The organism is Pseudarthrobacter sp. S9 (assembly GCF_050156545.1).
Classification (GTDB): domain Bacteria; phylum Actinomycetota; class Actinomycetes; order Actinomycetales; family Micrococcaceae; genus Arthrobacter.
Genome location: NZ_CP189576.1, coordinates 4,316,286 through 4,335,554, shown reverse-complemented (window position 1 = coordinate 4,335,554; position 19,269 = coordinate 4,316,286). Strand labels below are relative to the sequence as shown.

Sequence of the window (19,269 nt, the reverse complement as noted above, 5' to 3'; positions counted from 1 at the left end):
GGACAGAACAGCCAGACAGAACAGAGTGACTGCCACCGTGAGCACAACAGATACGCCGCTGAACGCTTCCGCGGCCCCGGGAAGAATCGGCTTCGGCCGCAAGGCCAAGGCTTACCTGGCGCTCACGAAACCCCGCGTCATCGAGCTCCTGCTGGTCAGCACGCTGCCCACCATGATCTACGCGCAACGCGGCTTCCCCTCGATCGGGCTGATCCTCGCGACCCTCGTGGGCGGGGCCTTCGCGGCAGGCAGCGCGGGCGCCTTCAACTGCTACATCGACCGCGACATCGACAAGCTCATGCGCCGCACGGAGAACCGGCCGTTGGTCACCGGCGAGGTCACACCCCGGGAAGCACTCGTCTTCTCCTGGCTGCTGGGCGCGGCAGCGATTGCCGTCCTCTGGTTCGGGGCCAACCCGCTCTCCGCGTGGCTGGGGCTCGGCGCGATCGTCTTCTACGTGGTCATCTACACGATGATCCTCAAGCGCCGCACCGCCCAGAACATCGTCTGGGGCGGCGCCGCCGGCTGCTTCCCCGTGCTGATCGCCTGGGCCGCGGTGACCAACACGGTTCAGTGGCCCGCCGTCGTGCTCTTCATGGTGATCTTCCTCTGGACGCCGCCGCACTACTGGCCGCTTTCCATGCGGTACGGCGAGGATTACCGCAACGCCAAGGTCCCGATGCTCGGCGCCATCGCCGGAGCGAAGGTCGTGTCGGTGCAGGTGGTCCTGTACGCCTGGGCCATGGTGGCGTGCTCCCTGCTGATGGTTCCGGCCGGCGGCGCAGGCTGGGTGTACACCGTTACGGCCGTGGTGGCCGGTGCCTGGTTCCTGTACCAGTCGCATGCGCTGCACACCCGCGCGCAGGGCGGCGACGTGTCCGACACGGGAGCGATGAAGGTCTTCCACGGTTCCATCAGCTACCTCACCGTGCTGTTCATCGCGCTGGCAATCGACCCGTTCGTGGGTTCGCGCATCATGGGCGGCTAGCGGCTCCCACCACTAGCAGCAACTAACAGCAACGCGGGGTCACTTGCCGCCCATTCCGGCGTTCCGGACGGGCCGTAAGTGACCCCGCGTTGTTTGTCGGGGCATCAGGCCGGATCCGACGGCGCGGCCGCCCTGCGCGCCCGCGTGCGGGCCCTGCGGATGCGCCAGACGATCAACACGATGATGCCGGTCACCAAGACGGCGGCCGTGATGTCCCGCCCTGCCACCTTGGCCACCGCCTCATAGGAATTGCCGGCGAAGAATCCAAGCAGGACAAAGCCGGCACCCCAGACGAGCCCGCCGGCGGCATTGAAGACCAGGAAGCGCGGATAGTGCATCCGTGACGTCCCGGCCAGGGCCGGCATGACGGCACGGAAGAAGGCAACGAAGCGGCCGAAGAACACGGCCCAGCCGCCGCGGCGGCGCAGGAAATCCTGTGCCCTGTCCAGCGCGGCGCGGCGGTTCTTCATGACCCCCAGATCGAGGAACCGCGGACCGGGATGCTTGCCCAGCTCGTAGCCGACCGTGTCGCCGACCACCGCGGCCAGGACCACCACAGCCATCATGGCCCAGAGCGGCGCCTGGCCGCGGCTGGCGACGACACCCCCCCAGTACCGCAGCGGTCTCGCCGGGAATCACGAACCCCACAAACAGGGCGTCCTCGGCGAAGACCAGGCACCCCACAATGGTGAAGGCCAGGACCGGACTGACGTTCAGGATGCCTTCCATGAAAGCGTTCATGGCCGGGTGCCTTCCTCTCTACGGAGTCCGGTCTGCGGGGTCACATCTATAGGGTCAGGCTATTTCACCGGGCTGGAACTGGCGAGGTCGGCGGCGTTCGTGGCGGCGCTCATGAGCAGGGCGGCGCCCAGCATGTGCGCCGCGACGAGGAGGGCCGGGATGCCGTTGTAGTACTGCGTGAAGCCGACGACGGCCTGCAGGACGGTGACTGCCAGCAGCAGGAGCACGGCGCTCCGGAAGGGTCCGGCGATCCGGTCGCGGAGCACCAGGAACAGCCCGAACAGCGCCCCGGCCGTCACGAGGTACGCCGGCACGGCGTGGATGTGCGAGAACAGGTCCCAGTCCAGGTCGTTGCGGGGAGCATCGGCGTCGCCCGCATGCGGGCCGGCTCCCGTCACGATCACGCCCAGGCACACTGCCGCGCCGGAGAAGAGGGCGACGGCGGCCATGACGGGGCGTGCGGCCCCCGGCAGCGCGGGCAGCGGCAGCGCAGGCACTGACAACGTCCGCACGCGTCCGGTCCGGCCGTACGCCCGGTTCACGAGCAGGGTTGCCAGGACGACGAGGGCCATGGAGACGAGGAAGTGCAGCCCGACCACCCAGGGGTTCAGCTGTGTCAGCACGGTGATGCCGCCGATGATGGCCTGGGCCGGGATGCTGGCGAGCAGTCCCAGGGCCAGCAGGAAGAGGTCGCGGCGTTCCTTGCGCAGGTTCCACAGGTAGACCAGCATCATCACCGCGACGGCGGCCAGCGCGAAGGTCAGGAGCCGGTTGCCGAATTCGATGAGGCCGTGGATCCCCATTTCCGGCGTGTTCACGAGGGAACCGTCGGTGCAGCGGGGCCAAGTGGGGCAGCCGAGGCCGGAGGCGGTGAGGCGGACAGCGCCGCCGGTCACCACGAGGACGATCTGGCCGATCAGGGACAACACCGCCAGCCGCCTCACCGTCTTGTCGACGGTGGCTGGCAGCCGTGACGTGATCCGTGACGTGATCCGGGAGGCGATCCGGGGTGGGCGTGACGCCGTACTCACAGTTTTCTCAATTCCACTTGAACCAACGGGTTGCTGCGCCGCCGGCAAGAGCCGTCCAGAGCAGCAGGACAAGCACGGCACCGCTGTTGATGCTGCCGTGCAGGAAAGCGTCCCTCAGTGCCTGTCCCAGCGCGCCTGAAGGCAGGAAATGCACCACGGCCTGTGCCAGGGCAGGAAGCCGTTCGGCCGGGATGACGATGCCGCCAAGGGCCCCCAGCAGGATCCACAGCAGGTTGGTGATGGCCAGCGTCGCCTCCGGCCGGACGGTGCCGGCCACGAGCAGACCCAGCGCGGTGAACGACGCGGCTCCCAGCACCAGCAGTGCCAGGCCGGGCAGCCAGCCCAGCGGATCCGGCCGCCAGCCCAGCGCCAGGGCCACGGCAGTGACGGCCAGGACCTGCAGGAGCAGCACGGCCAGGACGGCGAGGACCTTGCCCGCGATGAGACCGGTGCGGCCCAGGGGAGTGGTGGAGAGGAAACGGAGCACCCCGTACCGGCGGTCGAAGCCCGTGGCGATGCCCTGCCCGGTGAAAGCGGTGGACATGGCGCAGAGCGCCAGGACGCCCGGGACCGCGACGTTGATCCGGCTGGAGCCGAGCCCGTCAAGCAGGGGGGTGACGGTCAGCCCCATCATGGCCAGCAGCGGAAGGACCACGGCGAGGATCAGCTGCTCGCCGTTCCGGAGCATGGCGACGGTCTCGTACTTGCCCTGCAGCACAATCCTCCGCAGGAGCGGGGCGGGGGCGCTGCCCAACGAAGAACTGCCAGGAACCGGGGTCATCGGATCTCCCTTCCGGAGATGTCCAGGAAGACGTCCTCCAGGCTGCGGGCCTCGAGGCTCATGGAGGTGGGCATGATGCCGCGGGCTGCCCACCAGGCTGTCACCGCGGCGAGGTCTGCCGGGGTGAGGACACCGGTCGCGGAGTAGCTGCCGGCCCGGGATTCCCTGACCTCGACGGCATCGGGCAGGACGCCGGTGAGGTCCAGCCCCGGTTCGGCGTCGAACAGGAGGGTCCGGATGTGCTGCTCGCCGGCACCCGGCTGCAGCTCATGCTGCAGCAGCTGCGCCACGGTGCCTTCGGCGACGTTCCGGCCGGCGTCGATGATGTAGATGTAGTCGGCCAGTCGCTGGGCATCGTCCATGAGGTGGGTGGTCAGGATGATTCCCATGCCGCGGTCCCGGAGCTCGGCGATGAGCCCGAAGACCATCTGGCGGGACTGCGGGTCCAGGCCCGCGCTCGGCTCATCCAGGAAGAGCACCTCCGGCTTCCCGGCCAAGGCGGCCGCGAGGGCGAGTCGCTGCTTCTGCCCGCCGGACAGCCGGCGGACGGCAGTGCGGCTGAACGTATCGATGCCCAGGCGCCGGATCAGCTCCTCGACGGGCCACGGGTCCTGGTACATGCCGGCAATGTGCCTGAGCAGCGGAATCGGCCGGGCCGACGGCGGCAGACCGCCGTCCTGCAGCATCACGCCGACGCGGGCCCGCAGCCCGGCGCCTGCCGTGTCGGGATCCTGTCCCAGCAGGCTGATGGTGCCGGCGGTGCGCTTCTGCAGTCCTTGGGCGCACTCGATGGTGGTGGTCTTGCCGGCCCCGTTGGCGCCCAGCAGGGCCGTGACCTGGCCGCGTTCGGCAACGAGGGAGAGGCCGCTGACCACCCTCAGCATCTTGCCGTCGAGGGAGGACAGCGGACCAACATCCTTGACTAGCCCGCTGATGGAAAGGACGGGGGATTCGGGAGATCGCACGACAGCATTCTACGTGATGTAGTACGGTGCGGGCCGGGACGCCGGTACGGGCCTCCGGCCCGTGGCCGGCCGGCATCGGGCCCCGCTGCATCGACCGGAAGCAAGCCATGCCTTACTGGATTGCGGGAGTAAATTACGACATGATTGTGTTGTGTATTCCATGAGCCCCCCCACGTCCGTAGCCCTTGCCGGGCGCGGCACCTCACGCGCTTCGGCCGGCGCGTTCGAGGCAGTGGCACCGGTGGCAGCTCCGGCAACGGGCGCCGTTCCGGCCCACGACGCCGAAGAGCGCACCAGGGACCGCGTCCTGAACGCGGTACTGGAGCATGGCCCCATCAGCGCCGCCGAACTCGGCGACCTGCTCGGTTTCACCCCCGCCGCGGTGCGTCGTCACCTCGACCACCTCGCGCGCAGCGGCGTGATCGAGGTCAAGCGGGTTGCCCGCGCCGGCGCCGGCGCGGGACGTCCGGCCCGCCGCTACGTCCTCAGCTCGCAGGGCCAGTCCACGCTGGGCAACGACTACCTGGACATCGCCACCTCGGCGTTGCGGCGCCTTGACGAAATGGCCGGCCCGGAAGCCGTCCGGCAGTTCGCCGTCGAACGGTTTGCCGATATGGAACGCCGCTACGCGCCGGAAATCGAACAGGCCGGGCCGGACATCACGGCCCGCGCGCAGGTGCTGTCGGAAGCCCTGAGCCGCGACGGTTTCGTGGCCTCCGCGCAATCCCTCGAAGCCAAGGCCCCCTTGCCGGCGGCCCTCTCCAGCGTCCAGCTCTGCCAGGGGCACTGCCCCATCCAGCACCTCGCCGCGCAGTTCCCGGTGTTCTGCGACGTGGAGACCGAAGTGTTCTCCCGGCTGGTCGGCGTCGACGTCCGCCGGCTTTCCACGCTGGCGCGCGGCGGCCATGTCTGCACCACCCACATACCTACAGGGCGCCCGGCGGTCACGGGGCCTCACGGCTCCGCAGCCACTCCGGACACCCTGGGCGAAGTATCCAACCATCTGCAAGAAAGGCCGTGATGACGGACCAACTATCAGAGAAGACGGTTGCTGAATCTACTGTGATTTCGGAAATTCTCGAAAAGAATCCCGAGCTTCACGGAATCGGCACCTACGAGTACGGCTGGGCCGACAAGAACGACGTCGGGGCGAATGCCCGCCGCGGCATCAATGAGGACGTTGTCCGCGACATTTCGGCCAAGAAAAACGAGCCGGAATGGATGCTCGACCTCCGCCTCAAGGGCCTGAAGTACTTCGACCGGAAGCCCATGCCCACCTGGGGTGCGGATCTGTCCGGCATCGACTTCGACAACATCAAGTACTTCGTGCGGTCCACCGAGAAGCAGGCCGCCACCTGGGAGGACCTTCCCGAGGACATCCGGAACACGTACGAGAAGCTGGGCATCCCGGAAGCCGAGCGCAGCCGCCTCGTGTCCGGCGTCGCGGCTCAGTACGAGTCCGAGGTCGTCTACCACCAGATCCGCGAGGACCTGGAAGCCCAGGGCGTCATCTTCCTGGACACCGACACCGCGCTGCGCGAGCACCCGGAGATCTTCCAGGAGTACTTCGGCACGATCATCCCGGTGGGCGACAACAAGTTCGCCTCGCTGAACACGGCCGTCTGGTCCGGCGGCTCCTTCGTCTACGTTCCCAAGGGCGTCCACGTGGACATCCCGCTGCAGGCCTACTTCCGCATCAACACGGAAAACATGGGCCAGTTCGAGCGCACGCTGATCATCGCGGACGAGGACTCCTACGTCCACTACATCGAAGGCTGCACCGCGCCGATCTACACCTCGGACTCGCTGCACTCCGCCGTCGTGGAAATCATCGTGAAGAAGGGCGCCCGCGTCCGCTACACGACCATCCAGAACTGGTCCACCAACGTGTACAACCTGGTCACCAAGCGCGCCATCTGCGAAGAGAACGCCACCATGGAGTGGATCGATGGCAACATCGGCTCCAAGGTCACCATGAAGTACCCGGCCGTCTACCTCGTCGGTGAAGGCGCCAAGGGCGAGACCCTTTCCATCGCGTTCGCGGGTGAAGGCCAGCACCAGGACACCGGCTCCAAGATGGTCCACATCGCGCCCAACACCAAGAGTTCGATCGTGTCCAAGTCCGTGGCCCGCGGCGGCGGCCGTGCTGCCTACCGCGGCCTGGTCCAGGTCCGTGAAGGCGCCAAGCACTCGGCCAACACTGTCCGCTGTGACGCCCTCCTGGTCGATACCATCAGCCGTTCGGACACCTACCCGTACATCGACATCCGTGAAGATGACGTCACCATGGGACACGAGGCCACGGTCTCGCGCGTCAGCGAAGAGCAGCTGTTCTACCTGATGTCCCGCGGCATGCGCGAAGACGAGGCCATGGCGATGATCGTCCGCGGCTTCATCGAGCCCATTGCCCGCGAACTGCCGATGGAATACGCCCTCGAGCTGAACCGACTGATTGAACTGCAGATGGAAGGATCGGTCGGTTAATGACTGACATCACTACTGAAAAGGCCCGCATCGGCGCGCCCTCAGCCCAGCCGTTCATCAACGGTTTCACCGAGGAAGGCGAAAGCCTTTCGCCGCTGAACTCCGCCGAGTCCAAGTCCCCGCTGGCCGGCGAAGCCGTCAAGCGCCACTCCCACGGCGGCGGCGTCGGCATTCCGGACAGCTCACGCGCCGGTCGCCTCACCTCGTACAAGCTGGCCGACTTCAAGCCGCTCACCGGCATGGAAGAAGACTGGCGGTTCACCCCGCTGAAGCGCCTGCGCGGCCTGCACACCGAGGTCCTCAGCGGTGCCGCACCGTCCGTGAATGTCACCGCCCCGGACAGCGTCACCGTGGAAACCGTCGGCCGCGATGACAGGCGCATCGGGTCCGCCAGCATCCCCGAGGACCGCGTCTCCGCCAACGCCTGGGAAAACTTCTCCGAGGCGACGGTCATCACCGTTCCGGCCGGAGTCCAGGCCGATGGTGAAGTCACCGTTCTGCTGACCGGCCAGGGCACCGGGGCTTCCGCGCAGCACCTCGTCATCGTGGCGGAAAAGTTCTCCAAGTCGGTCGTCGTCCTGGACCACCAGGGCAGCGCCGTCGTCTCGGAAAACGTTGAAATCGTTGTTGGCGACGGCGCCCAGCTGACCGTCATCTCGCTCCAGGAATGGAACGACGACGCCGTGCACGCCTCCTCCCAGCAGGCGAAGCTTGGCCGCGACGCCAAGTTCAAGCACATCGTCGTCAGTCTCGGCGGCGACCTCGTGCGCGTCACGCCGTCGGCACGCTTCACCGCCCCGGGCGCCGAATTGGAACTGTTCGGCCTGTACTTCGCCGACGCCGGCCAGCACCTCGAGCAGCGCCTCTTCGTGGACCACTCCGTGGCCAACTGCAAGTCCAATGTGCTCTACAAGGGCGCCCTCCAGGGCCGCAATGCGCACACCGTGTGGGTGGGTGACGTTCTGATCCGCAAGGAAGCAGAAGGCACCGACACCTACGAGGCCAACCGCAACCTGGTCCTGACCGACGGCGCCCGCGCCGACTCGGTGCCGAACCTCGAGATTGAGACCGGCCTGATCGCCGGCGCCGGCCATGCCAGCGCCACCGGCCGGTTCGACGACGAGCACCTGTTCTACCTGATGGCCCGAGGCATTCCGGAAGACGTGGCCCGCCGGCTGGTGGTCCGCGGCTTCCTGAACGAGATCATCCAGCAGATCAGGGTCCCGGCCATCGAAGAGCGCCTCACGGCCGCCGTCGAGCGCGAACTCGCGGCAACGGACAACTAGAACACCTACACGGCACAGGAAACCATCAATGACTGAACAGCCAAAAGGCGAGCTTGTCTGCAATACCAGCGAGATCCAACTCAAGCAGGCACTGCGGATCCTGATCGACGACTACCCCGTGGCGGTCGTGAAGGACTCGCTGGGGGAGATCCACGCCATCGGTGACACCTGCTCGCACGCGGACATCTCCCTCTCCGAAGGAGAGGTTGAAGGCTGCAAGATCGAGTGCTGGGGACACGGTTCCCAGTTCGACCTTCGCAGCGGCGAGCCGCTCCAGCTGCCTGCCTATGATCCCGTGCCTGTCTTTGCCGTAACCATCCAGGGCGACGACGTCTATGTAGACGTCACGAATGTCCTGAACGGTGCGGAAGCCCCGAACTTCAGCTGACCGCGCGGCCCGTCCCACGCAGCCAGCAACAGCATAAAAGAACTTTCAGCCAAGAAACCGCACGGTGCCGGAGGGCACAGTGCAGAGGAGAACAAGACATATGTCTACTCTTGAGATCAAGGACCTGCACGTCAGCATTGACACCGAGCAGGGCACAAAGGAAATCCTGAAGGGCGTCAGCCTGACCATCAGGACCGGCGAAACGCACGCCATCATGGGCCCCAACGGCTCCGGCAAGTCCACCCTGGCGTCCACCATCGCCGGCCACCCGCGCTACAACGTCACCTCCGGTTCCATCACGCTGGACGGCGAAGACGTCCTGGCCATGAGCGTCGACCAGCGCGCCCGCGCCGGCGTGTTCCTGGCCATGCAGTACCCCGTTGAGGTCCCGGGCGTCAGCATGACCAACTTCCTGCGCACCGCCAAGACGGCCATCGACGGCAAGGCCCCCGCCCTGCGTACCTGGACGAAGGAGGTCAAGGCTGCCATGGCTCAGCTGCGCATCGACGCCGACTTCACCCAGCGCAACGTCAACGAGGGCTTCTCCGGCGGCGAGAAGAAGCGCGTCGAGATCCTCCAGCTGGAGCTGTTCAAGCCGAAGTTCGCCGTCCTGGACGAGACCGACTCCGGACTCGACGTCGATGCGCTTAAGGTTGTCTCCGAGGGCGTCAACCGCGCCCACGCCGAAGGCAACATGGGCACCCTGCTCATCACGCACTACACCCGGATCCTGCGCTACATCAAGCCGGAATTCGTGCACGTGTTCGTTGACGGCCAGGTTGTGGAAGAAGGCGGCCCGGAACTCGCCGACCGCCTTGAAGAAGAAGGCTACGACCGCTACGCCACGGGCGCCGGAGCAGCCACGATCGCTGCCGCAGACGCTGCAGCCCAGGTCTAGTTAGGACTCCGCCATGACGGAAATCAATGTGGCCCGCACGGGCCTCGAGGATGTCGAAGAGGCACTCAAGGATGTGATCGACCCTGAGCTCGGGGTCAACATCGTTGATCTTGGCCTGCTGTACGGTCTGAAGTATTCAGACGACGACGGCGCCCTGCTGATCGACATGACGCTCACCACGGCCGCCTGCCCGCTCACCGACGTGATCGAGGAGCAGGTCGGCAAGGCCTTGGACGGGATTGTGGACGAGTGGCGCCTCAACTGGGTGTGGATGCCGCCGTGGGGTCCGGAGCGGATCACCGAAGACGGCCGCGACCAGATGCGGGCCCTGGGCTTCAACATCTAGAACTTGGCCAACGACGGCGGCGGGTCACCTCAAGGAGGTGGGTCCGCCGCCGTCGTTTTCCGGGTTCGCATGGACATGGGCAACACCATTCCGTTAAGGCGCTGACGGTGGTGTCATGAAGAGTGCAAGGTACCGCTGCCACCGGTCACGGGCCGACTGCCGACAGGAGAAGAGCCGGAATGGACTCCACACCACAACCGCAACCGGGCACCGGCGGTGCCGGGGATTTCGTCGCCGTTGATGACAGCGGCGAGTTCTCCTACTACGGGTCCCGCGAGGAACTCCTGGGGGACTTCGAATACGTTGGCGAGGCCCCGTGCATCATTGACCGCAGCGGAACTAGCTACCGGCTCGATCTGGACCGGAACCGGCGCCTGTGCCTGGGGCCCCCGATGGGCCCGGTGGAATTCCATTGGCTCCGCCAGGCCTTGGCGGACGCCCGTGATGTGCACCCGGAGATGCACCGGCTGCAGCGGGCGGAGGCCGCCGGGCGGGCGGACCTCGTCGCGGGGCTGTTCGAAACCCTCCAGCTGGAACGCGGAACGGACCCTGACGCCGGTCCGTGGAGCCTGGACATCGATGGGCTCCCGACCCGGCGCAACACCCTTCCCGACGTCGACGCCGTCCTCGCCGGCCAGGACCGGCTGGAGACGATCCGCGTGTCGGACCCTTTCGGGCACAGCTATCGGCCCGTCTGGCACCCGAGGCACCGGTACCTGCCACATTCGGGATTCATCTGCTACGTCGAGATACCAGCCCAGAACGCGTAGGCGCGGGGCACTTGCCTGTGACCGGCGGCCCCGCCATGGTGCCAACACGCGCCGTCCTACGGCGCGGCGACGCTAAAGGTGTCGCACTGGTTGATGTCACCGGTCTTGTAGCCCTGGTAGAACCATTTCTGCCGCTGCGCACTGGAACCATGGGTCCAGGCCTCGGGCGAGACGCGGCCTGTGGCGGCTTTCTGGATGCGGTCGTCACCGACGGCCGAGGCCGCGGACAGCGCATCCTGGAGGTCCTTTTCCTTGAGTGGATCCAGATAGGGCTGCCCGGTCTTGGGATCCGGCTGGGTGGTGGCGTAGTGGACCCACAGCCCGGCGTAGCAGTCTGCCTGCAGTTCCACGCGGACGGCGCCGGATCCCGGTCCTTGGGGATCCTGTTGCGCCCGGTCCAGGTTGCCCAGCAGGTTCTGGACATGGTGGCCGAATTCGTGGGCCACCACATACTCCTGCGCGAGCGGTCCGCCGGAGGACCCGAACCTGTCCACGAGCTCCTGGAAGAAGCCGGGGTCAAAGTAGGCAGTGGTGTCGACCGGGCAGTAGAACGGTCCCACCTCTGAGGTCGCGGGGCCGCAGCCCGTGTCGGTGCCGCCGGTGAAGATCACGGTGTGCGGCTGCGGGTACTTCTTGTTGTACTGCGCCAGGTAACCGGGCCAGAACGCGTTCAGGCTGTTGACCGTGCCGACAATCCTGCAGTCGAGGCGGGCGTCGGCGTCGGCGCCGGTGCCACAGGCGGGGGCGGAACCCGCACCCTGCGACGGGGGCCCCTGGACTGCGCCGGCCAGGCCTTCCAAGAGCTGGGGGTTGATGCCGAACAGGGCGGCCAGAAGCAGAATGATTCCGCCGCCGATGCCGCCGCCGATCTTGGTGCCGCGGCCCATGCCGCGGCGGTCCTGGACCTGCGACGGATCCAGTTCAACGTTGTCATTGAAACTCATGCTGTCACAATATCCTGCACCGGCTGCGGGAGCGCCCCCGGCCGGTAAAGTTGAGCTGATGCCCTTTCTCAACAGACTTCAGCGCTGGGCCGATGAGCGCCCCGACGGTACCGCCGTCGTCGTGGCCGGGCAGCGCCTCAGCTGGGCCGGCCTCCGGGATGCTGCAGCGGCGCTGGTGCCCGCAGCCCCTGCAGTCACGGTGCTCTCGGAAAACAACTCCACGCATTTCGCCGTCGTGTTCGCGGCGGCCGTCGCGGGGGAGCGCCAGTGTGCCGTGCTGGATCCGGCCTGGCCGAAGCAGCTGCAGGACGGGATAGTGGAGCGGATCGGCCAGGCAACGCCTGCAGTTCCAAGGCCGGCGGCGGGCCCCGTCCCGGCGGCCGGGGTCCGGGTCCCGGGGGCGGAACTCATCGACGGGACACCCGCGACGCCGTTCCTGATCGGCCTGACGTCCGGCACCACCTCGGTCCCCAAGGCTTTCACCCGCTCGCGGCGGTCCTGGCGGCAGTCCTTCGACGCCTCGATTGAATTCTTCGGGCTCACCGCGGAAGACAAAACCCTTGCCCCCGGCCCGCTCGCTGCCAGCCTGAACCTGTACGCCCTGGCCGAATGCCTGTACGCCGGCGCGGAGTTCCACACCCTTGAAAACTTCGACGTCGGCGCCGCGCACGCCGCCGTCAGCCACGACGGCATCACCCGGCTGGTCCTGGTCCCCACCATGCTCAGGCTGCTCAGCGAGCGCGGCCTCACCGGCGGCGTGGACGCCTCCGGCATCCGCAGCATCATCTGCGCCGGCTCCAAGCTGGACACCCGGACCCTTGAGGCGGCACGGCGCTGGGCACCGAACGCCACCATCTTCGAGTACTACGGCGCCTCGGAGCTCAGCTTCGTCTCCGGCGCCGGGCTGCGGCTCGGCGAACCCGCGGAGCCCGGCGGCACCGGCATCGGGAAGCCGTTTCCCGGCGTCGAGATCCGGATCCTGGACGACGCCGGAACCGGACTTCCGGACGGCAGCGACGGCAACATCTGCGTCCGCAGCGGCATGGTCAGCAACGGCTACCTCTGGGGCGACGACGGCCAGGCGCTGCGCTGCTTCGACGGCTGGTTCACCGTCGGGGACCAGGGGTACCTCTCCGGCGGCACGCTGCACATGCTGGGCCGGCGCTCGGACATGATCATCACCGCCGGCACGAACGTCTACCCGCACGAAGTCGAGCTGGCGCTGGCATCCGTCCCCGGCGTCGCGGCGGCCGTGGCCGCCGGCATGGCCGATGACCTCCGCGGCCAGCGCGTGGTGGCCGGCGTCGTGCCGTCCCACGGCGCTGTCACCGGCACCCAGCTCAAGGCGGGCATCGAGGACGTGCTGGCACGGAACAAGCGGCCTATGGAGTACTTCGCGCTGACCGAGCTTCCCCTGACGGACCGGGGCAAGATCAGCAGGCAGCTCCTGCTCGACTGGGTGGACCGCAACGACCCCAGGATCCGGCGCCTTGCCTGAGCAGCGGACGGAATCCGGCCCCCGCGGCCCGCAGGCCCTGCGGGAGTCCATTCCGGTTCGCCTACCGGGATCCTCTCCGGAGTTCCTTCCGGACGACCGGCAGCCGGTGATCATCGCCGCCCGCCGGACGCCGCTCTGCCGCGCCGACGGGGCACTGAAGCGGCTGCCTGCCCATGAGCTGCTGGCGCCTGTCCTCCGCAGCCTGATGTCCGGTACGGGCGCCGGGATCGCAGCGGAGGCCGTGACGGACGTCGTGATCGGCAATGCCGTGGGCGGCGGCGGGAACGTGGCACGGCTCGCCGCGCTGGAAGCGGGCCTGCCCGTCAGCGTCCCCGGTGTCACCGTGGACCGGCAGTGCGGTTCGGGACTGGACGCGATCGTGCTGGCCTCACGCCTCGTGGCGGCCGGCGGCGGCGGCGTGTACCTCGCCGGCGGCGTGGAAAGTATCAGCACCGCCCCGCTCCGCGCCCACCGAAACGACGACGGCACCCCGGACTTCTTCCGCCGGGCCCAGTTCGTGCCCCTCAGCCACGGCGATCCGGACATGGGGGTGGCCGCAGAGAACGTGGCCGCCCGTTTCGGGATCAGCCGGGAACGGCAAGATGCCTTCGCGCTCCGCAGCCACCGCCGGGCGCTGGCCGCCGCTGCCGTCGGAACCTTCGACGGCGAGCTCGTGCCGCTCATCGTCGACTGCGATTGCGATGCCGGGGAGGATGCCGCCGCGGATTCCGGGCGCGGGGTCCGGGCCGACGATGGCCCGCGCGCAAGCCTCGACGCGGCGCTGATGGCACGCTTCCCGCCCGTATTTTCGGCCGGCGGCACCGTGACCGCCGGAAACTCCTGCTTCGACGCCGACGGTGCCGCCGCCGTCGTGATCACCTCGGTAAAGCGGGCCCGCCAGCTCCGAGCCCGCGACGGCCTCCTGGTCCTGGGCACGGACACCGCCGGGGTGGACCCGGAGCTCCTGGGGATCGGCGCGGCGGCGGCGGCAGAACGGCTCCTCGCTGCCCAGGGACTCACGGCCGCGGATGTGGGCCTCGTCGAGTTCAACGAAGCTTTCGCCTCCCAGACCCTCGCCTGCCTTGACCAGCTGGGCATCGCCCCGGACGATGCAAACCTCGACGGCGGGGCGCTGGCCTTGGGGCACGCCTACGGAGCCTCCGGCGCGGTGCTGGTAACCCGGCTGCTGGCGCAGGCCCGCCGGACCCCGGTGGAAGGGCAGCTGGCCCTGGCCATGATCAGCATCGCGGGCGGCATGGGCACCGCCGCGCTCCTGGGCTACCGCCGGCTCAGCTGACACCTCCGAGGGGACATGCTCATTCTTTGGCCTCGGGAGCGCGCATACCGGGCATATGTCCCGTGGCCGTGGGCAGGGGAGGGCATGTCCGTTGCCGGGGGCGCGGGACATGCGCGCCGTGGGAGCCGCGCACAGGACATGCTCATTCTTTGGCCTCGGGAGTGCGCATATTGGGCATATGTCCCGTGGCCGTGGGTAGGGGAGGGCATGTCCGTTGCCGGGGGCGCGGGACATGCGCGCCGTGGGAGCCGCGCACAGGACATGCTCATTCTTTGGCCTCGGGAGTGCGCATATTGGGCATATGTCCCGTGGCCGTGGGTAGGGGAGGGCATGTCCCGAAGGGGTCAGGGCTCAGTCGTCCGGGTCCTCGGCCTCGCCCAGGCCTCGGGCGGCGAGGGCTTCACCGGTCTGCCGGGCGAATGCCACGGTGGTGATGAACACCGGCAGCACCAGGGCCCGGGGATTGCGTTCCAGGCCGCGCGCCCGGGCTGAATCCCGCACATCGGCGTAGGCCCCGGCGATAAACGGGATGCTGCGGAGCATGATCGCGATGGTCAGGGCGAAGCGTTCCGGATCCGCGCCGAAACGCCTGAACGGCCTGGCCAGCGACGCGACGCCGTCCAGAAGCGCCTGCACCGGGGTGGTGGCGGTCAGGATCGACGCCGCCACCACACAGACGAGCACGTTCAGCACGATCCGCGCCGCCGTGGGCGCGCCCAGCTGCCACCACTGGAACAGGCCGATGGCCACGAGGACTGGCAGGACGGGGCGCACCGCGCGGAACAGTCGGGCGGCGCCGGCCCCGCTGAGCAGGAACAGCACGCACATCAGCGCCAGCGCGCCGGCCGCCGCGACCCAGTCCGCAATGAGGAAGGGTGCCATCCCGCACCCGAGGACCAGCAGGAACTTCAGCCACAGCGGCGCCCGGTGGATCACGGACGAACCGGGCACATAGTTGGCCAGCAGGAAGCCGTGCCCGCTCACCCCTGCTCCAGCCCGGCCCGGCCGGCGGCAGGAACGCCCGTGGCAGGAAGCCCGGCGGCAGGCAGCCCTGCTGAAGGCAGGCCGGCGGCGGAAAGGGACCGGTAGTGGTCGACGGCGGCGGCCGCCCCGCCGTCGAACACCACCTTTCCTGCGTCCACGACGAGGACGCGGTCCAGGTCCTGCGCGAGTTCGAGGTCGTGAGTGGACAGAATGACCTGCTGGCGGAGCCCGGCCACAGTCCGGCGCAGGAGCTCCCGGTTGCGCAGATCCAGCAGCGTCGACGGCTCGTCCAGCACCAGGACTTCCGGCTCCACGGCCAGGACGGCGGCAAGCGCCAGGAGCTGGCGTTCGCCGCCGGAGAGCTCGTAGATGCTCTGGTCCGCGAGCGGCAGCAGGCCGAAGCGGTCCAGGGTCGCCTCGGCCAGGCTGCGGCGCTCCTTGGCATTGCGGACGGAGCGCCGCAGCGAGAGCTCCACGTCCTCGCGCCCCGTGGGCATCACCAGCTGGGAGAGCGGATCCGTGAAGACGAAGCCGACGCGGCGGCGGACGTCCCGCACTGCGCGGACGGTGTCCCGGCCGTCGATGGTCACCGAACCGGAGGTGGGCGCCACAAGACCGTTGAGGAGCCGGAGCAGGGTGGACTTGCCCGAGCCGTTGGCGCCGATCACCCCGATCCGCTGCTCCGAAAGGTCCAGCGAGAGCCCAGCGAGCAGGGTCTTGGGAACGGGGCGGCCGTCAACCTCCACCCGTACCGTCACCCGGTCCAGGACGATGCTGCTCACGGGCGGTCGTCAGCCTTCCGGACGCGACGCAGCAGCAAGTCAGGGAAGGCCTTGTGCAGGGCCAGCGCAATGCTGACGGCCAGCACGTTCTTGATGATGTCGCCGGGGTAGTACGCGAGGTCGGCGAGGAAGGCCTTGGACAGGTCCAGCTTGGCGTTGACCACCATGCCCAGGATGCCGAGGGTATGGACGAGGACGATGCTACTCACCATTGCGGCGCCGAACAGGAGGACGCCGCGGAGCTTGCCCGAGTTCTCCGCTGCGCGGATTGCCGTGCGCCGGAGCACGACGGCGGTCAGCCAGCCCACCGCCGCGGCCGCCAGCGGGAAGGCGATGATGTACCCGGCGGACGGCCCGGCAAGGATGCCCAGCCCGCTGCGGCCGCCGCTGAAGATCGGCAGCCCTGCGAGCCCGAGGAGCACGTACAGCCCGACGGCGGCGAAGGCCCGGCCCGGGCCGAGGGCTAGGCCGGTGAGCATGACGGCGAGCGTCTGCAGGGTGATGGGGACCCCGAGTCCGCCCACCGGGATGGCGGCGATCAGCGCTGAACCGGCAACGAGGGCGGCAAAGACGGCGATCAGGCCGAGGTCGGTGGCGTTCCAGCGGTTCCGCCTCGGCACGGGCCGGGCGGTGACGGCCTTGTCAGTCTGGGTCATGGTTGTTCCTGTCGAGTGAAGCGAAGGAGAAGGGATCGTGTTTCTGACTGTACGTCCGCGGCGTTTCGGCTTTTTTGTAGGTGCCCCACTAATCGGCGGCCCGGATGCTGGAGAGCGCAGCCAATGGGCGGCCCCAGGGGCGACACGAGGGCAGGCCGGGCCCCGCCGTCGGCCGCCGCCGTCGCTGTCCAAGCCCCTTGTCATCCGGCCGAGGCGGGGCCGGTAGACTTGTAGAGGCCGTTCTCTCGGCCACACTGCCCCGGCCCCGTCCAGACTCCACCCGTTGTGCCGCGGCGTTCCCTGTTTGAAAGGCCTTAGCTGCATTGATTACCGTCCAGGATCTCGAACTGCGCGCCGGCGCCCGGCTGCTCATGGACCAGGTGAGCTTCCGGATCGACAAGGGAGACAAGATCGGCCTTGTCGGCCGTAACGGTGCAGGAAAGACCACGCTCACCCGGGTGCTCGCGGGCGAAGGCCTGCCGGCCGGCGGCAAGGTCACCCGCACCGGCGAGATCGGCTACCTGCCGCAGGATCCCCGGACGCCGGACATGGAGCAGCTGGCACGCGACCGGATCCTCGCCGCCCGCGGCCTGGACATCGCCGTCGGCAAGCTCCGGCAGACGCATGAGGACATGGCCAGCAAGGACGCCGAGGTCCAGCGCAAGGCGATGAACCGCTACGACCGGCTGGAATCCGAGTTCCTGGCCGCCGGCGGCTACGCGGCAGAGGCCGAGGCCGCGGCGATCTGCTCCAACCTGGCCCTCCCGGACCGCCTGCTGAACCAGCCGCTGAAGACCCTCTCCGGCGGCCAGCGCCGCCGTGTGGAACTTGCCCGCATCCTGTACTCGGGCGCCGAAACCATGCTCCTCGATGAGCCCACCAACCACCTCGACGCCGACTCCATCGCGTGGCTCCGCGAGTTCCTCAAGAACCACCAGGGCGGTCTGATCGTGATCAGCCACGACACGGAGCTGCTCGAAGCCACCGTCAACAAGGTGTTCCTGCTGGATCCCAACCGCGCCCAGATCGATTTCTACAACATGGACTGGAAGCGCTACCTCCAGCAGCGCGAAACGGACGAGCGCGCGCGCAAGCGGGAGCGCGCGAACGCGGAGAAGAAGGCCCAGGTCCTCATCGACCAGGCCAACAAGATGCGCGCCAAGGCCACCAAGGCCGTCGCCGCGCAGAACATGGCCAAGCGTGCCGAGCGTCTGCTGGGCGGGCTGGAAGCCGTGCGCGCGACCGACCGCGTGGCAGCCCTGCGCTTCCCGGATCCGTCGCCCTGCGGCAAGACCCCGCTCACCGCGGATGGCCTCAGCAAGTCCTTTGGCTCGTTGGAGATCTTCACCGACGTGGACCTTGCCATCGACCGCGGCTCCAAGGTGGTCATCCTGGGCCTCAACGGCGCCGGCAAGACCACCCTCCTGCGCATGCTGGCCGGCGTCGACAAGCCGGACACCGGCGAAGTCGTTGCGGGCCACGGCCTGAAAGTGGGCTACTACGCCCAGGAGCACGAGACGCTCGACGTGGACCGCACCGTCCTGCAGAACATGCGCTCCTCCGCCCCGGACATGAATGACGCGGAAGTACGCAACATCCTGGGCTCGTTCCTGTTCTCGGGCGACGACGTCGACAAGCCCGCCGGTGTGCTGTCCGGCGGCGAGAAGACGCGCCTGGCCCTGGCTACCATCGTGGCCTCGAGTGCGAATGTGCTACTCCTCGACGAGCCCACGAACAACCTCGACCCGGCCAGCCGCGCCGAAATCCTAGGGGCCCTGAGCAACTACACCGGCGCCGTCGTGCTGGTGAGCCACGACGAAGGCGCCGTCGCGGCGCTGAACCCCGAGCGCGTCGTGCTGCTGCCCGACGGCATCGAGGATCATTGGAATGAAGACTACCTGGACCTGATTACGCTGGCCTAGGCCTCAGCTCGGCGGGCAGCTTCGCGCCTCTTGCGCTCGGTTAGCGGACCGGCATTTCCTCGGCGCCGGTGATGCGCTGCAGTTCCCGGTAGCTGATGGAGAACATGGAGTTGTGGTCTCCGGCCCCTGCCCAGAGAACCGGGTGGACCACGAGGGAGCTGTCCAGCAGGGTGCGGATCTTCTCGGGGTGGCCCACGGGGGCGACTCCGCCAACCTCCTGGCCGGTGTGTTCCAGCACGAAGTCGGGAGCGGCGGGGCGGATTTTGCCCGTGCCCAGTTGCGCGGCGACCTTGCGGACATCAACCTTGGCGGCGCCGCTGGCGAGGATGAGCAGGGGAGCGCCCCCGAGCTCGAACACGAGGCTGTTCGTGATTGCGGCGACGTCGCAACCCAAGGCCTCTGCCGCGGCGGACGCCGTCGGGACCTTCGCATCAAAGACCGTCACCGTGTCCTCGGCACCCGCCGCGGCGAGCGCGTTCTTCACGTTGACTACCGGCTCCGGATACAT

At 68.2% G+C, this 19,269-nt stretch carries 20 protein-coding genes; 11 read left to right on the top strand and 9 right to left on the bottom strand.

Annotated features, from left to right (window positions below):
• The first annotated feature begins 25 nt into the window (after positions 1-25).
• Complete coding sequence (locus tag ACQCSY_RS20905) at positions 26-988, top strand: heme o synthase (RefSeq protein ID WP_427131823.1); 963 nt, start codon at positions 26-28, stop codon at positions 986-988.
• A gap of 104 nt (positions 989-1,092) precedes the next feature.
• Here the strand turns inward: ACQCSY_RS20905 and ACQCSY_RS20900 are convergent, their stop codons facing one another.
• The 4 genes from ACQCSY_RS20900 to ACQCSY_RS20885 all read right to left on the bottom strand — a co-directional run bounded on the left by ACQCSY_RS20900 (position 1,093) and on the right by ACQCSY_RS20885 (position 4,506).
• On the bottom strand, positions 1,093-1,554 hold the full coding sequence (locus ACQCSY_RS20900; protein WP_427131822.1) for a DedA family protein: 462 nt from the start codon (positions 1,552-1,554) through the stop codon (positions 1,093-1,095).
• A 234-nt stretch (positions 1,555-1,788) separates the two neighbouring features.
• On the bottom strand, positions 1,789-2,760 hold the full coding sequence (locus ACQCSY_RS20895) for a COX15/CtaA family protein (RefSeq protein ID WP_427131820.1): 972 nt from the start codon (positions 2,758-2,760) through the stop codon (positions 1,789-1,791).
• A gap of 7 nt (positions 2,761-2,767) precedes the next feature.
• A complete protein-coding gene (locus tag ACQCSY_RS20890; RefSeq protein ID WP_427131818.1) occupies positions 2,768-3,541 on the bottom strand; it encodes an ABC transporter permease in 774 nt (257 codons plus the stop codon).
• The gene (locus ACQCSY_RS20885; RefSeq protein WP_427131816.1) at positions 3,538-4,506 is read right to left on the bottom strand and encodes an ABC transporter ATP-binding protein; all 969 of its coding nucleotides are present in this window, start codon (positions 4,504-4,506) and stop codon (positions 3,538-3,540) included. Before ACQCSY_RS20885 ends, ACQCSY_RS20890 begins: the two co-directional genes overlap by 4 nt.
• Positions 4,507-4,666: 160 nt before the next feature.
• Here ACQCSY_RS20885 and ACQCSY_RS20880 point away from each other — a divergent pair, with 160 nt between their 5' ends.
• From ACQCSY_RS20880 to ACQCSY_RS20850, 7 genes are all read left to right on the top strand, one after another.
• Entirely contained in the window at positions 4,667-5,527 is an 861-nt protein-coding gene (locus tag ACQCSY_RS20880; RefSeq protein WP_427131814.1) for a helix-turn-helix transcriptional regulator, read from the top strand.
• Positions 5,527-6,990, top strand: coding sequence for a Fe-S cluster assembly protein SufB (gene sufB / locus ACQCSY_RS20875; RefSeq protein ID WP_427131812.1), 1,464 nt, complete (start codon positions 5,527-5,529; stop codon positions 6,988-6,990). Before ACQCSY_RS20880 ends, sufB begins: the two co-directional genes overlap by 1 nt.
• Positions 6,990-8,276, top strand: coding sequence for a Fe-S cluster assembly protein SufD (gene sufD / locus ACQCSY_RS20870; RefSeq protein WP_427131811.1), 1,287 nt, complete (start codon positions 6,990-6,992; stop codon positions 8,274-8,276). Before sufB ends, sufD begins: the two co-directional genes overlap by 1 nt.
• 28 nt (positions 8,277-8,304) lie before the next feature.
• Positions 8,305-8,664, top strand: a complete 360-nt coding sequence (locus ACQCSY_RS20865; RefSeq protein WP_427131809.1) for a non-heme iron oxygenase ferredoxin subunit — start codon at positions 8,305-8,307, stop codon at positions 8,662-8,664.
• A 100-nt stretch (positions 8,665-8,764) separates the two neighbouring features.
• Positions 8,765-9,562 (top strand): Fe-S cluster assembly ATPase SufC, encoded by a 798-nt coding sequence (sufC, locus tag ACQCSY_RS20860; protein ID WP_427131807.1) that lies wholly within the window; start codon positions 8,765-8,767, stop codon positions 9,560-9,562.
• 13 nt (positions 9,563-9,575) lie between these two features.
• Positions 9,576-9,908 (top strand): metal-sulfur cluster assembly factor, encoded by a 333-nt coding sequence (locus ACQCSY_RS20855; protein ID WP_427131806.1) that lies wholly within the window; start codon positions 9,576-9,578, stop codon positions 9,906-9,908.
• A gap of 179 nt (positions 9,909-10,087) precedes the next feature.
• Positions 10,088-10,678, top strand: a complete 591-nt coding sequence (locus ACQCSY_RS20850; RefSeq protein ID WP_427131804.1) for a hypothetical protein — start codon at positions 10,088-10,090, stop codon at positions 10,676-10,678.
• 56 nt (positions 10,679-10,734) lie between these two features.
• On the opposite strand, the gene ypfJ is transcribed toward ACQCSY_RS20850, so the two are convergent.
• Positions 10,735-11,622 carry a KPN_02809 family neutral zinc metallopeptidase gene (gene ypfJ / locus ACQCSY_RS20845; protein ID WP_427131802.1) on the bottom strand — a complete coding sequence of 296 codons (888 nt, stop codon included), beginning with the start codon at positions 11,620-11,622 and terminating at the stop codon, positions 10,735-10,737.
• Positions 11,623-11,680: 58 nt separating this feature from the next.
• Here ypfJ and ACQCSY_RS20840 point away from each other — a divergent pair, with 58 nt between their 5' ends.
• Both ACQCSY_RS20840 and ACQCSY_RS20835 read left to right on the top strand, forming a co-directional pair.
• On the top strand, positions 11,681-13,120 hold the full coding sequence (locus tag ACQCSY_RS20840) for an AMP-binding protein (protein ID WP_427131800.1): 1,440 nt from the start codon (positions 11,681-11,683) through the stop codon (positions 13,118-13,120).
• 106 nt (positions 13,121-13,226) lie between these two features.
• The gene (locus ACQCSY_RS20835) at positions 13,227-14,417 is read left to right on the top strand and encodes a thiolase family protein (protein WP_427135972.1); all 1,191 of its coding nucleotides are present in this window, start codon (positions 13,227-13,229) and stop codon (positions 14,415-14,417) included.
• 351 nt (positions 14,418-14,768) lie between these two features.
• Here the strand turns inward: ACQCSY_RS20835 and ACQCSY_RS20830 are convergent, their stop codons facing one another.
• The 3 genes from ACQCSY_RS20830 to ACQCSY_RS20820 are packed head-to-tail and all read right to left on the bottom strand — an operon-like array spanning position 14,769 to position 16,839.
• A complete protein-coding gene (locus ACQCSY_RS20830; RefSeq protein WP_427131798.1) occupies positions 14,769-15,401 on the bottom strand; it encodes an energy-coupling factor transporter transmembrane component T family protein in 633 nt (210 codons plus the stop codon).
• Positions 15,398-16,183: an energy-coupling factor ABC transporter ATP-binding protein gene (locus ACQCSY_RS20825; RefSeq protein ID WP_427131797.1), complete on the bottom strand. Its 786-nt coding sequence runs from the start codon at positions 16,181-16,183 to the stop codon at positions 15,398-15,400. Before ACQCSY_RS20825 ends, ACQCSY_RS20830 begins: the two co-directional genes overlap by 4 nt.
• Positions 16,180-16,839, bottom strand: coding sequence for a biotin transporter BioY (locus tag ACQCSY_RS20820; protein ID WP_427131795.1), 660 nt, complete (start codon positions 16,837-16,839; stop codon positions 16,180-16,182). The genes ACQCSY_RS20825 and ACQCSY_RS20820 overlap by 4 nt, the downstream gene beginning before the upstream one ends.
• 323 nt (positions 16,840-17,162) lie before the next feature.
• Here ACQCSY_RS20820 and ACQCSY_RS20815 point away from each other — a divergent pair, with 323 nt between their 5' ends.
• Positions 17,163-18,761, top strand: a complete 1,599-nt coding sequence (locus ACQCSY_RS20815) for an ABC-F family ATP-binding cassette domain-containing protein (protein WP_427131793.1) — start codon at positions 17,163-17,165, stop codon at positions 18,759-18,761.
• Positions 18,762-18,801: 40 nt separating this feature from the next.
• Here ACQCSY_RS20815 and ACQCSY_RS20810 read toward each other — a convergent pair whose 3' ends face one another.
• The gene (locus ACQCSY_RS20810; RefSeq protein WP_427131791.1) at positions 18,802-19,269 is read right to left on the bottom strand and encodes a YbaK/EbsC family protein; all 468 of its coding nucleotides are present in this window, start codon (positions 19,267-19,269) and stop codon (positions 18,802-18,804) included.

Bases quoted from the DNA above. Each gene is read 5' to 3' on its own strand.
- ACQCSY_RS20865 (WP_427131809.1), top strand. From the start codon at position 8,305: ATGACTGAACAGCCAAAAGGCGAGCTTGTCTGCAATACCAGCGAGATC.
- ACQCSY_RS20900 (WP_427131822.1), bottom strand. From the start codon at position 1,554: ATGATGGCTGTGGTGGTCCTGGCCGCGGTGGTCGGCGACACGGTCGGC.
- ACQCSY_RS20850 (WP_427131804.1), top strand. From the start codon at position 10,088: ATGGACTCCACACCACAACCGCAACCGGGCACCGGCGGTGCCGGGGAT.
- sufD (WP_427131811.1), top strand. From the start codon at position 6,990: ATGACTGACATCACTACTGAAAAGGCCCGCATCGGCGCGCCCTCAGCC.
- ACQCSY_RS20855 (WP_427131806.1), top strand. From the start codon at position 9,576: ATGACGGAAATCAATGTGGCCCGCACGGGCCTCGAGGATGTCGAAGAG.
- sufB (WP_427131812.1), top strand. From the start codon at position 5,527: ATGACGGACCAACTATCAGAGAAGACGGTTGCTGAATCTACTGTGATT.
- ACQCSY_RS20880 (WP_427131814.1), top strand. From the start codon at position 4,667: ATGAGCCCCCCCACGTCCGTAGCCCTTGCCGGGCGCGGCACCTCACGC.
- ACQCSY_RS20840 (WP_427131800.1), top strand. From the start codon at position 11,681: ATGCCCTTTCTCAACAGACTTCAGCGCTGGGCCGATGAGCGCCCCGAC.
- ACQCSY_RS20820 (WP_427131795.1), bottom strand. From the start codon at position 16,839: ATGACCCAGACTGACAAGGCCGTCACCGCCCGGCCCGTGCCGAGGCGG.
- ACQCSY_RS20810 (WP_427131791.1), bottom strand. From the start codon at position 19,269: ATGTATCCGGAGCCGGTAGTCAACGTGAAGAACGCGCTCGCCGCGGCG.
- ACQCSY_RS20890 (WP_427131818.1), bottom strand. From the start codon at position 3,541: ATGACCCCGGTTCCTGGCAGTTCTTCGTTGGGCAGCGCCCCCGCCCCG.
- sufC (WP_427131807.1), top strand. From the start codon at position 8,765: ATGTCTACTCTTGAGATCAAGGACCTGCACGTCAGCATTGACACCGAG.
- ypfJ (WP_427131802.1), bottom strand. From the start codon at position 11,622: ATGAGTTTCAATGACAACGTTGAACTGGATCCGTCGCAGGTCCAGGAC.